The sequence below is a fragment of the Streptomyces sp. NPDC001157 genome (genome assembly GCF_053598255.1).
Genome location: NZ_JBSFJW010000001.1, coordinates 41,061 through 53,064, shown reverse-complemented (window position 1 = coordinate 53,064; position 12,004 = coordinate 41,061). Strand labels below are relative to the sequence as shown.

Below are 12,004 nucleotides of genomic sequence, written 5' to 3'. Positions count from 1 at the left end.
CGATGACAGACAAGAACAAGGCCGGTACGCACGGCGAGATCATCGCCGACACCGCCCCCGCGGCGAAGGACGGGGCGATCGTCGAACTGCGCAACGCGGGCAAGGCCTACGGCAACGTCCGCGCCCTGCACGGGGTGAGCCTGAAGGTCCACCCCGGGCAGGTGACCTGTGTGCTGGGCGACAACGGCGCCGGCAAGTCCACGTTGATCAAAATCATCTCCGGGCTGCACCAGCACACCGAGGGCGAGTTCCTCGTCGACGGGCAGCCGGTGCGCTTCACCACCCCCCGCGACGCGCTCGACAGGGGGATCGCCACCGTCTACCAGGACCTGGCGACCGTCCCGCTGATGCCGGTATGGCGCAACTTCTTCCTCGGCTCCGAGATGACCAAGGGCCCCTGGCCGATCCGGCGCCTCGACATCGAGAAGATGAAGAAGACCGCCGATCACGAGCTGCGCGAGATGGGCATCGTCCTCGACAACCTGGAACAGCCCATCGGCACCCTCTCCGGCGGCCAGCGCCAGTGCGTGGCGATCGCCCGCGCGGTCTACTTCGGCGCCCGCGTGCTGATCCTGGACGAGCCCACCGCCGCGCTGGGCGTCAAGCAGTCCGGTGTGGTGCTGAAGTACATCGCCGCGGCCCGTGAGCGCGGCCTGGGCGTCATCTTCATCACCCACAACCCGCACCACGCCTACATGGTCGGCGACCACTTCAGCGTGCTGCGCCTGGGCACCATGGAGCTGTCCGCCGAACGCAGCCAGATCACCCTGGAAGAGCTGACCAACCACATGGCCGGTGGCGCCGAACTCGCCGCGCTCAAGCACGAACTGTCCCAGGTCAGCGGCGTCGACGTCGAAGAACTCCCGGAGAAGGAAGACCTCACCGCACCCGTGGCGGCAAGCCCGGAAGGAACCTCCTGACATGGCAGGCGCTCTGGACCGCATCCGGGTCGGATCGGCCCCCGACTCCTGGGGCGTCTGGTTCCCGGACGACCCCCGGCAGGTGCCCTGGGAACGCTTCCTCGACGAGGTCGCCGAGGCCGGGTACTCATGGATCGAGCTGGGCCCGTACGGCTATCTGCCGACCGACCCGGCCCGCCTCACCGACGAGATCAACCGGCGTGACCTGAAGGTCTCGGCGGGCACGGTCTTCACCGGCCTGCACCGCGGCCCCTCCGTCTGGGAGTCCACCTGGGAGCACGTCAGCCAGGTCGCGGCGCTCACCCAGGCGATGGGCGCCAAGCATCTCGTCGTCATCCCGTCGTTCTGGCGGGACGACAAGACCGCCGAGATCCTGGAGCCGCAGGAGCTGACCGGCGAGCAGTGGGCGTATCTCACCAAGGGCATGGAGCGGCTCGGGCACGAGGTGAAGGAGGCGTACGGCCTCGACATCGTCGTGCACCCGCACGCCGACACCCACATCGACACCGAGGACCACGTCGAGCGCTTCCTCGACTCGACCGACTCCGAACTGGTCAACCTGTGCCTGGACACCGGGCACTACGCCTACTGCGGCGGCGACAGCGTCAAGCTGATCGAGACCTACGGCGAACGCATCGGCTATCTGCACCTCAAGCAGGTCGACCCGCAGATCCTCGCCGACGTACAGGCCAAGGGCACCCCGTTCGGGCCTGCCGTGGCGCAGGGCGTGATGTGCGAACCGCCCGCCGGAGTCCCGGAGCTGGGGCCGGTGATGGAGGCCGCACAGAAGCTCGGCGTGGAGCTGTTCGCCATCGTCGAGCAGGACATGTACCCGTGCGAGCCGGACAAGCCGCTGCCGATCGCGGTGCGCACCCGCAAGTTCCTGAGGTCCTGCGGCGCCTGACCTCCGAAGGGGGACGAACGACCATGGCTCGGCAAGGAACACTGCAGGTCGCGGTCGTCGGCACCGGCAAGATGGGCGCCGACCATGTCCGCCGTGTCCAGGAGGTCATCAGCGGGGCCAGGGTGACTGCCGTCGTGGACGTCGATGCGGAACGCGCCAAGGACGTCGCGGCCCGCATCGACGGCTGCACCGCCTACTCCGACCCGGCCGCGGCCATGGCGGCAGCCGATGTCGACGCCGTGCTGATCGCCTCCCCGGGGCCCGCCCACGAGGCGGCCCTGCTCACGGCGTTCGAGCACGATCTGCCCGTGCTGTGCGAGAAGCCGCTCACCCCGGACGCGGCCTCCGCACTGCGCGTGCTGGAAGCGGAGCTGAAGCTGGGCCGCCGCCGGGTCCAGGTCGGCTTCATGCGGCGCTACGACGCCGAATACATGAAGCTCAAGTCCCTCCTGAACACAGGCCAGTTGGGACGCCCGCTGATGCTGCACAACCGGCATCGCAACCTCGCCTCCCCGCCCGGCTGGCGCAGCGAGATGCTCATCAACGACTCCGTCGTGCACGAGATGGACGTGACGCGCTGGCTGCTCGGCCAGGAGATCACCACCGTCACGGTGCTGCGCCCCACCCCGTCCGCGAACGCACCGGACGGGATACAGGACCCGCAGTTCGTCGTCTTCGAGACCGACGGCGGCGCGATCGTCGACGTCGAGATCTTCGTCAACTGCGGCTTCGGCTACCAGGTCCAGGCCGAGGTGGTCTGCGAACGCGGCACCGCCCGCATCGGCGACGGCCACGCCCTGGTCACCAACATGGCAGGCCGCTGGGGCGGCACCATCGCCCAGGACTACATCGAACGCTTCGCCGACGCCTACGACCGCGAGGTCCAGGCCTGGGTCGACGCCACCCGCCGCGGCGAGGTCGTCGGCCCGAGCGTGTGGGACGGCTACGCCGTCGCGGCGGTGTGCGAGGCGGGCGTGAAGGCGCTGGAGGAAGGCACCCGGGTGCCGGTGGAACTGGTGGAGCGGCCGGCGCTGTACGAGGTCACCCGACAGCCCGGCTGAACACGACCCGGTCCTCGCCGGGCCCGTTGTAGTCCTCCTCCACCCGTACCTCGAACCCGAGACTGCGGTGGAAGGCGATGGACCCCTTGTTGCCGAGGCTCGTGATGGCCTTCAGTCGCACCGCCCCCTGCCGCCGCGCGGCCTCGGTGAAGGCGCCCCACAGCTCCCGCCCCAGACCGCTGCCCCGAGCGTCGTCCCGCGTCGCGATCAGGTGCACATATCCGGTGCCGCCGGGCGTGACGAAGCCGATCAGATAGCCGAGAATGCCGTCGTCGGAACGAGCGACCAGACAGGTCTCGCCGAACTCCTGCACCAGGGCCAGGAGATGCAGGTCCCGCAGATCCCGGTCGCCCCAGTAACGGGGGTGATCGGCCAGGACCTGCTGGATGTCGGTGACTTGGGCGGGTGCGATGCGTGCGGCCATGGCGGCGATCATCCCAGAGCCATGGCCGTACCGTGGCTTCGCCCTACACCCGCGTCCGGGGCCGCGGCTCGAACCCCGCCGCCCGATAGTTCTCGTCGATCAGCGTCATCGTCGCCAGCGCGTCGTCCGGGTCCAGTGGCAGCGGAGTGCCCTGCCGTACCCGCGCCGCGAACGCCTCCAGTTGGTAGGTGTACGAGGAGCGGGTGCCGAGTCGCTCCGTGCGCTCGCCGTCCGCGGTGCGGACGATGATCCGGTCGTCCATCTGGGGGAGGACGAAGTTCGGGGCCAGTGCCTCGCCGCGGCTGCCGATGATCCGGCAGCTCATCTCCAGCTTGTCGTACGCCATGTGGCAGCGTGCCGAGGCGGTGGCGCCGTTCGGGAAGGCCAGGTCGGCGTCCAGCCATTCGTCGACCCCCGGCGCGCCCGAACGCTCCCCGCCGCGCGCGGAGACGAGCCGGGGTGCGCCGCCCGCCCAGGGCGCCAGCATCCGCACGGCGTGCAGGCTGTAGCAGCCCAGGTCCATCACGGCGCCGCCGGCCAGCGGCAGGGACCAGCGCGGGTCTGCGTCCTCCGGGGCCGGGATGGCGACCATGGTCTCCACCCGCTGCAGCTCGCCCAGTTCACCGCTCTCCAGCAGCTCGTGCAGGCGGCGGGTGACCGGGTGGAAGAGGTAGTGGAAGGCCTCCATGAAGACCGTGCCGGCCTTGGCCGCCGCCTCCCGTACCTCGGCGGCCTCCTCGGCGTTGCTCGCCGACGGCTTCTCGCTCAGGACGTGCTTGCCGGCCGCGAGGGCGGCCAGGTTCCACGGGCCGTGCAGGCCGTTGGCGAGGGGGTTGTAGACGACGTCGACCTCGGGGTCGGCGAGCAGGGCGGCGTAGGAGTCCGCGACCCGCTCCACACCGTGCTCGGCGGCGAAGGCCTCGGCGCGGGAGCGGTCGCGGGCGGCCACCGCGACCACGCGGTGGCCGGTGGTGCGGGCCGGGTCGATCAGGGATCGTTCGGTGATGCGGGCGGCGCCCAGGACGCCGATGCGCAGGGGTTCGAGGACCGGTTCGCTCATGAGGTCGTTTCCTTCTCTGTCCGTTCGTGCAGGGGCAGTGTGCCGTCGGCGGGCGGGAAATGGCGGCGGGCCAGGTCCTGGGCGTGGGCGATGGCGCACTCGATGAGTTCGAAGGCGGGCAGGCCGCCGACGTAGTAGGTGTGGTCGCGGCCCTGCAGCGCGTCGAGCCGGTCCAGGGCGCCGTCTGCGAGGTCGTCGCTGCCGAAGTGCGGCATGAAGTCCCACTGGCGGTGCAGATGTACCGTCTCCAGCCGCCCGCCGAGCTTCGCCACGTCGTCCCGCAGCAGCGCGCTGACGTCCTCGGGGCGGCCGTAGGAGTAGAAGGTCCGTACGTCGCTGCCCGGGTAGCGGTGGTGGTACGAGACGCAGTGGCCGGCCGCCTCGCGGCTCGCGGTGTGGCGGTCCAGGAAGTAGAAGGCGCTCTCGGGCAGGCCGGAGGCGGTGGCGAGGGTGGTGTGGTAGGCGTTGCTGCGGATCCGCCCGGCGAGGTCGAGCTCCTCGGCGGTGGCGTCCAGGGCCGGCAGGATGCGGTCGAGGGGGACGGCGAGCACCAGGTCGTCGGCCTCCACGGGGCCCGAGTCCGTGTGCACCCGCACCCCGCCCTCGTGCCGCTCGACCGACACCACCCGCACCGCGCACCGTACGTCCTTCAGCTCCTCGGCGACCCGCTGCCACAGCGTGGCGAACCCGCCCGTGACGGTGAACGCGCCGCCGTGGCCCAGCAGTTCGGGCCTGCGGGACAGCAGGCCGGTCATCTCGGCGTACTTGACGAAGTACAGCGCGGGCAGCCGGTCGTCGAGATAGCCGTACCCGGCCGCGGTGTATCCGGTGCCGAACGACTCGGCCATGGACTCCAGGCCGTGCTCGGCGAGCCAGTCGGTGACCGGGGCGGCCAGGGCCCGCGCCGAGTGGGCGAGCCCGGGTTCCGCGATGCGCGGGAACTCGCGCTCGCGCAGCGCCCGGTAGCGTTCGAAGGCTCCGTCGAGAAGGAAGGACATGGTCTGGCGGGTCGCGGTGCGCTCCTCGACGTCGAGGACGCGGTAGCGGGTGGTGCGCTCCGTCTCCACGTCCAGTTCCGTCAGCAACTCGGCCGTCCGCTCGTACTGGTTGGTGCAGATGTGGCCGCCCAGGTCGTGGGGCCGGCCGTCCACGTGCACGCTCTGACACTTCCCCGCCACCGTCTCCTGCTCCTCCAGGACGGTCACCCGGTGCCCGGCACGCTCCAGTTCACGGGCGGCCGTGAGGCCGCTCGGTCCGGCGCCGATGACGACCAGGCGCCGCTCACTGCGTAACTGCCCGCCGGACGGGGCGGATCGACGGGGGTCGGCGTGGGGCCGGGACATCTCGCCGGTGCTCATGGTCGTTGCTCCTCGTTCGGTCCGACGTGCGTGGATCTCATGGTTGTACGGGAGATCCCGTGGTCGTGACCGACGAGGACAACGTGGCGATTCGCACACTCGTGCTCCGGGCGCAGGAGGCCGGGCCGGCGCCCGGAGCACGAGAGACTTGAGCCCCGCTCAGGCGGTGCGGACCTCGGCGATGGTCACCGGGCGGTGCTCGTGCAGCGACAGCGTGCACGCGTCGGCGATCCAGCCGGCCTCCAGGGCGTCCGCGATCGTGCAGGGCGAGGGCCGGCTGCCGGCCACGACCTCGGTGAACGCGGTGAGTTCGGCACGGTAGGCCGCGGTGAAGCGGTCCATGAAGAAGTCGTGCGGGGTGCCGGCCGGGAAGGTCACGCCGGGTTCGACGGAGCGCAGCGGCAGCTTGTCCTCCAGACCCACCGCGATGGAGTCCGTAAAGCCGTGGATCTCCATGCGGACGTCGTAACCCCGGGCGTTGTGGCGGGAGTTGGAGACCACCGCGATGGTGCCGTCGTCCAGGGTGAGGATCGCGCCGGTGGTGTCGGCGTCGCCCGCGTCCTTGATGTACTCGGCGCCCCGGTTGCCGCCGACGGCGTACACCTCGACGACCTCACGGCCGGTCACCCAGCGGATGATGTCGAAGTCGTGCACCGAGCAGTCGCGGAAGATACCGCCCGAGGCGGCGATGTACGCGGCCGGCGGGGGCGCCGGGTCCAGCGTGGTCGACCGTACGGTGTGCAGCTTGCCCAGCTCACCGCTCTGCACGGCCGCGCGAGCGTTCACGAAACCGGTGTCGAAGCGGCGGTTGTAGCCGATCTGGATCGGCACGTCGCTGCCCTCGACGGCCCTGAGGACCTGGACGCCCTCGGCCATCGTCTTGGCGACGGGCTTCTCGCAGAAGACCGGGATGCCGGCCTCGACCCCGGCCAGGATCAGCCCGGGGTGGGCGTCCGTGGCGGCCGCGACCACGATGCCGTCCACACCGGCCGCCAGCAGGGCCTGAGGCGAGTCCACGACCTCGCCGCCGAACCGCTCCGCCGCGGACTTGGCGGCGTCCGCGAACGGGTCGGTCAGGACGAGCGACTCGACCACGTCGAGCCCGGAGAGGGTTTCGGCGTGGAAGGCGCCGATGCGGCCGAGGCCGAGGATTCCGATACGCATGAGCTCCGCTGCTTTCCTGTTTCTTGGTGTGTGGTTGCTGTCCGCTGCCGGGGCTCCGCCCCGGACCCCGATCGCCCTTCGGGCTCGTCCTCAAACGCCGGACGGGCTGAGTTCGGCTGATGTCAGTCCAGGCCGCCCAACACGTTCTGGTCCCAGTCGATCACCGACCCGGTCACCACGCCCGACCGCTCCGACAGCAGGAAGACCACGAAGTCCGCGATCTCGTCCGGCTGGCCCAGCTTGCCCATCGGCAGCCTGGCGGCGGCATCCTCTCGCCAGCTGTCGTCGGCCCCGTGGAACGTCTTCTGGGTGACGTCCTCGCCCTCGGTCGCCGTCCAGCCGATGTTGAGGCCGTTGATGCGCACCCGGTCGAAGCGGTGCGCGTGCGCGGCGTTGCGGGTCAGGCCGACGAGGCCCGCCTTCGCGGCCACGTACGGCGCCAGGAACGGCTGCCCGCCGTGCGCCGAGGACGTGATGATGTTGACGATCGTGCCGGGGGCCTTGCGGGAGACCATGTCGGCGACGGCGGCCTGCATCGCGAAGAACGGTGCCTTGAGGTTGATCGCGATGTGCTGGTCGAACAGCTCGGGCGTGGTGTCAAGGAGCGTGCCCCTGGAGGTCAGGCCCGCGGAGTTGACCAGACAGTCGATCCGCCCGTACTCGGCGACCACCTCGCCCACCGCCGCCTTCGCCTGCTCGGCGTCGGACAGGTCGGCGCGCACGAACCTTGCCTTGCCGCCCGCGGCCGTCAGTTCGGTCACCAGTGTCTCGCCGGTTTCCGCCCGCCGGCCGGTGACGGCCACGGCCGCCCCCTCACGCACGGCGGCGCGGGCGACGGCGGCCCCGACTCCTTGGCTTCCGCCGTTGACGAGGACGACCTTGTCGTCGAGAAGTCCCATGGATCTTCGTTGTCCTTTCGGCGTGCGTCAGCTGGCGCGGCGTTCGGTGCTCGCCCGCAGCTCGTCCCGCAGCACCCGAGGGAGTCGGCCTTCGCGCAGCGCCCGGCGCACGAGGTCCGCCTGCGAGGGCGGGGCCAGTCCGTCGACCGGCGGATCGCTGTCGAGGTTGGTGGGGAAGGGGTAGCCCTCGGCGCTCGCGGCGATCACGTTCTCCAGCCAGGCCTCGTCCGCACCGTCCGCCTTGCGGCGCAGCAGCACGGGATAGACCGCGTTCGCCACCGCCTCCCGGTCCACGGTCTCCATCGCCCGGCCGAAGGCGGAGGACACCTGGAGCAGATTGGCCATGCGCCGCACGTCCGTGGTGCGGTTGGTCCCGGCGGCATGGAACAGCGCCGGGTTGAAGAAGGCGGCGTCGCCCTTGGCGAGCGGGAGCTGGACGTGGTGCTCCTTGAAGTACGCCTGGAACTCGGGCCGCCGCCATGCCAGATAGCCCGGCTCGTACGCCTGCGAGAACGGCAGGTACAGCGTCGGCCCCGACTCCACCGGCATGTCGCAGTGCGCGACCGCGCCCTGCAGGGTGAGCACGGGGGAGAGGCGGTGGACGTGCGCCGGATAGGCCGCGGCTCTCTCGTCGGAGAGGAAGCCGAGGTGGTAGTCGCGGTGCGCGGTCTGCGCGAGACCGCCCGGGTTGACCACGTTGACCTGGGAGGTGACCTGGTAGCCGGGGCCGAGCCAGGCCTCGCAGACCAGTGCGAGGACCGGGTTGGCGTAGTAGTCGACGAACGCCGCCGGGTCGTAGAGGGCCGCCTTCTCCAGTGCGTTCCACACCCGCTCGTTCGCGCCGGGCTTGGCGAAGTGGTCGCCGGCCGTCGTGCCCGCCGCGTCCTGCTCGCGGATCAGCGCGTCGAACACCTCGGTGGCCCGGTCGACCACCGCGTGGTCGGGGAAGGCGCCCCGGAAGACCACCACTCCGGGTCCATCGGTGAGCGCCCTGACGAGCTCCTCCATGAGGCCCCGGCGGTCCTTCGCGGCACGGACGCTTTCGGCGTCGTACAGCAGGACGTTGCGCTCCACCGCGGAGGCGTGCGGGTAGTCGGCGGGGTCGGCCGTCCGCTCGACGAGCGCGCGGAACGAGTCGAGGTCGCAGTCCTGCTCGGAGAGCCAGGCACGGTGGTGTACGGCGGTGAAGGACATCGGTGTCCTCTCGGTGACAGGGGCGACTCAGCCCTGTCATTCTTGTCAGTACAAACCCGTCGAACAACCAGCAGGCGGCCATCAAAAACCCCTCAAGCCGGCGAGAGGAGCCCGCGGTGGGCCATCCCTTCCCCATCCGGGAGATCGCACGTCAGGCGGGCCTGAGCGAGGCCACCGTCGACCGGGTCCTCAACGGCAGGGGCGGCGTCCGCGAAAGCACCGCACGGGAGGTCCAGCAGGCCATTGCCGACCTGGACCGGCAGCGCACCCAGGTCCGGCTGGTCGGCCGCACCTTCATGATCGACATAGTGATGCAGACGCCGGAGCGGTTCTCCACCGCCGTACGCGCCGCCCTGGAGGCGGAGCTGCCCTCCCTGCACCCGGCCGTCGTCCGCTCGCGCTTCCACTTCCGCGAGACAGGCCCGGTGGCGGAGCTGACGAGGACGCTGGACCGGATCGCCCGCCGCGGCTCGCAGGGAGTGATCCTCAAGGCCCCGGACGTCCCCGAGGTCACGGCCGCAGTCGGCCGTCTCGCCGAGGCCGGCATCCCCGTCGTCACCCTGGTCACCGACCTGCCCGCCACCGCCCGCCTCGCCTATGTCGGCATCGACAACCGGGCCGCCGGCGCGACCGCCGCGTACCTCATGGGCCAGTGGCTGGGTGAGCGCCCCGGCAATGTGCTCACCAGCCTGAGCAGCGGCTTCTTCCGCAACGAGGAGGAGCGCGAGATGGGCTTCCGCAGCGCCATGCGCAGCCGTCACCCGGACCGCACCCTGGTCGAGATCGCCGAGGGACACGGCCTGGACGCCACCCAGTACGACCTGGTCCGCGCCGCCCTCGAACGCGACCCGGACATCCGCGCCGTCTACTCCATCGGCGGTGGCAACAACGCCACCCTGCGCGCCTTCGAGGACCTGGGTCGCGAGTGCGCGGTGTTCGTCGCGCACGACCTCGACCACGACAACACCCGTCTGCTGCGCGAGCACCGCCTGTCCGCAGTCCTCCACCACGACCTGCGCCAGGACATGCGCGAGGCCTGCCACATCGTGATGCGTGCCCACGGCGCCCTGCCGCCGGCGGGGCCTACGCTGCCGTCGGCGATCCAGGTCGTGACGCCGTACAACATGCCCCCGCAGGCGACGAACCGAGGAGCCGGGTGACGACGAGCAGCGAGTACGTGGAGATCGAGGGCGTCCGACTGCTCGCCACGCTCACCACGGGCGGCGAGCTGGGACTGCTGGCGCTGCACGGCAGCAACGAGGGCGGTACGGCCGAGATGGCGCAGGCGGTGGCCGAGCGGTGCGGCGCCACCTGCCTGGTCTTCACCCAGCCGGGCGTGCCCGATCCGGTGCACATCCCCTCCCCGCGCATGGCGGTCGGACACTGCACGCTGCTGCGGGACTTCCTGTCCCGGGTGGCGCTCACGATCTCCCTGCACGGCCACAACAGGACCGCGACACCCCGGGCCATCTTCCTCGGCGGCGGCAACCGGCAGGCCGCCCGTCTCATCGCCGGCGAACTCGAAGCGCTGCGGCCGGAGTTCGACCCGGTCACCGACCTCGACGAGATCCCTGTGAAGCTGCGCGGCCTGCACGCCAGGAACCCGGTGAATCTGACCCGCCGGGGCGGCGTCCAGGTGGAGCTCCCGCTCGCGGCCAGGACCGAGCGCAGGCGATGGGCCCCGGGAGTGCCGGACACACCCCCGCGGTCGGTCGTCGACGCCCTGGCCAAGGGTGTGGAGGCGCTGACCTCCGCTATGCCCGGGGACTGACCCACGAGCCGCTCTCGACGGACCGCACCATCGCCTCCAGCACGGCGGCACTGTGCACGGCGTCCGGGAGCGTCGCCCCGTACGGCTTGCCCTCCGCGATGGAGCGCAGGAAGCGGTGGGCCTCGATCACCTTCAGGTCGTCCATGCCCATGGCGTTCGCCGCGCCCGGCTGGAACGCCCCGAACTCGCCGTCGCCCGGGCCGACGTACACCGTGCTGACGGGCTGGTCCTGGTAGGTCGTACCGCGGCTGACCCCGAGCTCGTTCATGCGGCGGAAGTCCCAGAAGACCGCGCCCTTCGTGCCGTGCACCTCGAAGCCGTAGTTGTTCTGCTCGCCGACCGACACCCGGCAGGCCTCCAGCACCCCGCGGGCGCCGGAGGCGAAGCGCAGCAAGCAGTTGACGTAGTCCTCGTTCTCGACGGGGCCGAGCTCGCCGCCGGTGGCGCGGGTGTGGCCGGCGGTGGCCCCGGTCGGCCGGGCCCGCTCGGGGATGAACACGGCCGTGTCGGCGGTCAGCGCCTCGATGTCGCCCAGCAGGTGGCGGGCCAGGTCGGCGCCGTGCGAGGCGAGGTCGCCCAGGACGCCGCTGCCGCCGCGTTCCTTCTCGTAACGCCAGGTCAGAGCGCCCTCGGGGTGGGCGGCGTAGTCGCTGAACAGGCGGACGCGGACATGGGTGACGGTGCCGATGCCGCCGGAGGCGATCAGCTCGCGGGCGGCCTCGACGGCGGGCGCGTTGCGGTAGTTGAAGCCGACGGCGCCCTGGACCCCTGCGGTGGCCACCGCATCGGCGACCGCTCGGGCGTCCGCCGCGCTCAGGCCGACCGGCTTCTCGATCCAGATGTGCTTGCCGGCCTCCGCCATCGCGACGCCGATCTCGCGGTGCAGGAAGTTCGGGGCGGTGATGCTGACCGCCTGGATCCGCGGATCCTTGACGACATCACGCCAGTCCCGGGTCGTCGAGGCGAACCCGAACTGCGCGGCCGCCTCCTCGGCCCGGCCCGGCACCTCCTCGGCGACGGTGATCAGCTGCGGGCGCAGCCCCAGCTGCGGGTAGTGGTGCAGGACGCGGGCGTACGCCTGGGTGTGCACCCGGCCCATCCAGCCGAACCCGACGACGGCGACACCGAGCGAATCCACCATGACAGCCCCTCTTTGGACCGGTCCACAATCTGTCCAGGCCACCCTGAAGCCCACGCTCAACGGCTGTCAACCCTCCTCGGCCCCTTTGACAAGCCGCGTCGGCCCATG

At 71.1% G+C, this 12,004-nt stretch carries 12 protein-coding genes; 5 read left to right on the top strand and 7 right to left on the bottom strand.

Going from position 1 to position 12,004, the window contains the following annotated elements; all coding sequences use genetic code 11:
* Positions 1-2 precede the first annotated feature (2 nt).
* The 3 genes from ACWDAG_RS00285 to ACWDAG_RS00275 are packed head-to-tail and all read left to right on the top strand — an operon-like array spanning position 3 to position 2,885.
* Positions 3-920 carry an ATP-binding cassette domain-containing protein gene (locus ACWDAG_RS00285; RefSeq protein WP_450693327.1) on the top strand — a complete coding sequence of 306 codons (918 nt, stop codon included), beginning with the start codon at positions 3-5 and terminating at the stop codon, positions 918-920.
* A gap of 1 nt (position 921) precedes the next feature.
* The gene (locus tag ACWDAG_RS00280; RefSeq protein WP_450693326.1) at positions 922-1,824 is read left to right on the top strand and encodes a sugar phosphate isomerase/epimerase family protein; all 903 of its coding nucleotides are present in this window, start codon (positions 922-924) and stop codon (positions 1,822-1,824) included.
* A gap of 23 nt (positions 1,825-1,847) precedes the next feature.
* Positions 1,848-2,885, top strand: a complete 1,038-nt coding sequence (locus ACWDAG_RS00275; protein ID WP_450693325.1) for a Gfo/Idh/MocA family protein — start codon at positions 1,848-1,850, stop codon at positions 2,883-2,885.
* Here the strand turns inward: ACWDAG_RS00275 and ACWDAG_RS00270 are convergent.
* From ACWDAG_RS00270 to ACWDAG_RS00245, 6 genes are all read right to left on the bottom strand, one after another.
* The gene (locus tag ACWDAG_RS00270; RefSeq protein ID WP_450693324.1) at positions 2,866-3,309 is read right to left on the bottom strand and encodes an N-acetyltransferase family protein; all 444 of its coding nucleotides are present in this window, start codon (positions 3,307-3,309) and stop codon (positions 2,866-2,868) included. The two genes, ACWDAG_RS00275 and ACWDAG_RS00270, sit on opposite strands and share 20 nt — an antisense overlap.
* A gap of 43 nt (positions 3,310-3,352) precedes the next feature.
* A complete protein-coding gene (locus ACWDAG_RS00265; protein ID WP_450693323.1) occupies positions 3,353-4,369 on the bottom strand; it encodes a Gfo/Idh/MocA family protein in 1,017 nt (338 codons plus the stop codon).
* Positions 4,366-5,727, bottom strand: coding sequence for a protoporphyrinogen/coproporphyrinogen oxidase (locus ACWDAG_RS00260; RefSeq protein WP_450693322.1), 1,362 nt, complete (start codon positions 5,725-5,727; stop codon positions 4,366-4,368). Before ACWDAG_RS00260 ends, ACWDAG_RS00265 begins: the two co-directional genes overlap by 4 nt.
* A 159-nt stretch (positions 5,728-5,886) precedes the next feature.
* A complete protein-coding gene (locus ACWDAG_RS00255; RefSeq protein ID WP_450693321.1) occupies positions 5,887-6,891 on the bottom strand; it encodes a Gfo/Idh/MocA family protein in 1,005 nt (334 codons plus the stop codon).
* Between the two features lie 122 nt (positions 6,892-7,013).
* The gene (locus ACWDAG_RS00250) at positions 7,014-7,790 is read right to left on the bottom strand and encodes an SDR family oxidoreductase (protein ID WP_450693320.1); all 777 of its coding nucleotides are present in this window, start codon (positions 7,788-7,790) and stop codon (positions 7,014-7,016) included.
* Positions 7,791-7,817: 27 nt separating this feature from the next.
* Positions 7,818-8,984, bottom strand: coding sequence for a phytanoyl-CoA dioxygenase family protein (locus ACWDAG_RS00245; RefSeq protein ID WP_450693319.1), 1,167 nt, complete (start codon positions 8,982-8,984; stop codon positions 7,818-7,820).
* Positions 8,985-9,100: 116 nt separating this feature from the next.
* Between ACWDAG_RS00245 and ACWDAG_RS00240 the strand changes: the two genes are divergently transcribed.
* Together ACWDAG_RS00240 and ACWDAG_RS00235 are read left to right on the top strand one after the other, a co-directional pair.
* Positions 9,101-10,144 (top strand): LacI family DNA-binding transcriptional regulator, encoded by a 1,044-nt coding sequence (locus ACWDAG_RS00240; protein ID WP_450693318.1) that lies wholly within the window; start codon positions 9,101-9,103, stop codon positions 10,142-10,144.
* Positions 10,141-10,755 carry a poly-gamma-glutamate hydrolase family protein gene (locus ACWDAG_RS00235; protein ID WP_450693317.1) on the top strand — a complete coding sequence of 205 codons (615 nt, stop codon included), beginning with the start codon at positions 10,141-10,143 and terminating at the stop codon, positions 10,753-10,755. Before ACWDAG_RS00240 ends, ACWDAG_RS00235 begins: the two co-directional genes overlap by 4 nt.
* On the opposite strand, the gene ACWDAG_RS00230 is transcribed toward ACWDAG_RS00235, so the two are convergent.
* A complete protein-coding gene (locus tag ACWDAG_RS00230; protein ID WP_450693316.1) occupies positions 10,739-11,896 on the bottom strand; it encodes a Gfo/Idh/MocA family protein in 1,158 nt (385 codons plus the stop codon). The two genes, ACWDAG_RS00235 and ACWDAG_RS00230, sit on opposite strands and share 17 nt — an antisense overlap.
* Positions 11,897-12,004 lie beyond the last annotated feature (108 nt).

Coding starts and splice junctions, on each gene's coding strand:
- ACWDAG_RS00230 (WP_450693316.1), bottom strand. CDS start 11,896: ATGGTGGATTCGCTCGGTGTCGCCGTCGTCGGGTTCGGCTGGATGGGC.
- ACWDAG_RS00285 (WP_450693327.1), top strand. CDS start 3: ATGACAGACAAGAACAAGGCCGGTACGCACGGCGAGATCATCGCCGAC.
- ACWDAG_RS00250 (WP_450693320.1), bottom strand. CDS start 7,790: ATGGGACTTCTCGACGACAAGGTCGTCCTCGTCAACGGCGGAAGCCAA.
- ACWDAG_RS00275 (WP_450693325.1), top strand. CDS start 1,848: ATGGCTCGGCAAGGAACACTGCAGGTCGCGGTCGTCGGCACCGGCAAG.
- ACWDAG_RS00245 (WP_450693319.1), bottom strand. CDS start 8,984: ATGTCCTTCACCGCCGTACACCACCGTGCCTGGCTCTCCGAGCAGGAC.
- ACWDAG_RS00270 (WP_450693324.1), bottom strand. CDS start 3,309: ATGGCCGCACGCATCGCACCCGCCCAAGTCACCGACATCCAGCAGGTC.
- ACWDAG_RS00260 (WP_450693322.1), bottom strand. CDS start 5,727: ATGAGCACCGGCGAGATGTCCCGGCCCCACGCCGACCCCCGTCGATCC.
- ACWDAG_RS00255 (WP_450693321.1), bottom strand. CDS start 6,891: ATGCGTATCGGAATCCTCGGCCTCGGCCGCATCGGCGCCTTCCACGCC.
- ACWDAG_RS00280 (WP_450693326.1), top strand. CDS start 922: ATGGCAGGCGCTCTGGACCGCATCCGGGTCGGATCGGCCCCCGACTCC.
- ACWDAG_RS00265 (WP_450693323.1), bottom strand. CDS start 4,369: ATGAGCGAACCGGTCCTCGAACCCCTGCGCATCGGCGTCCTGGGCGCC.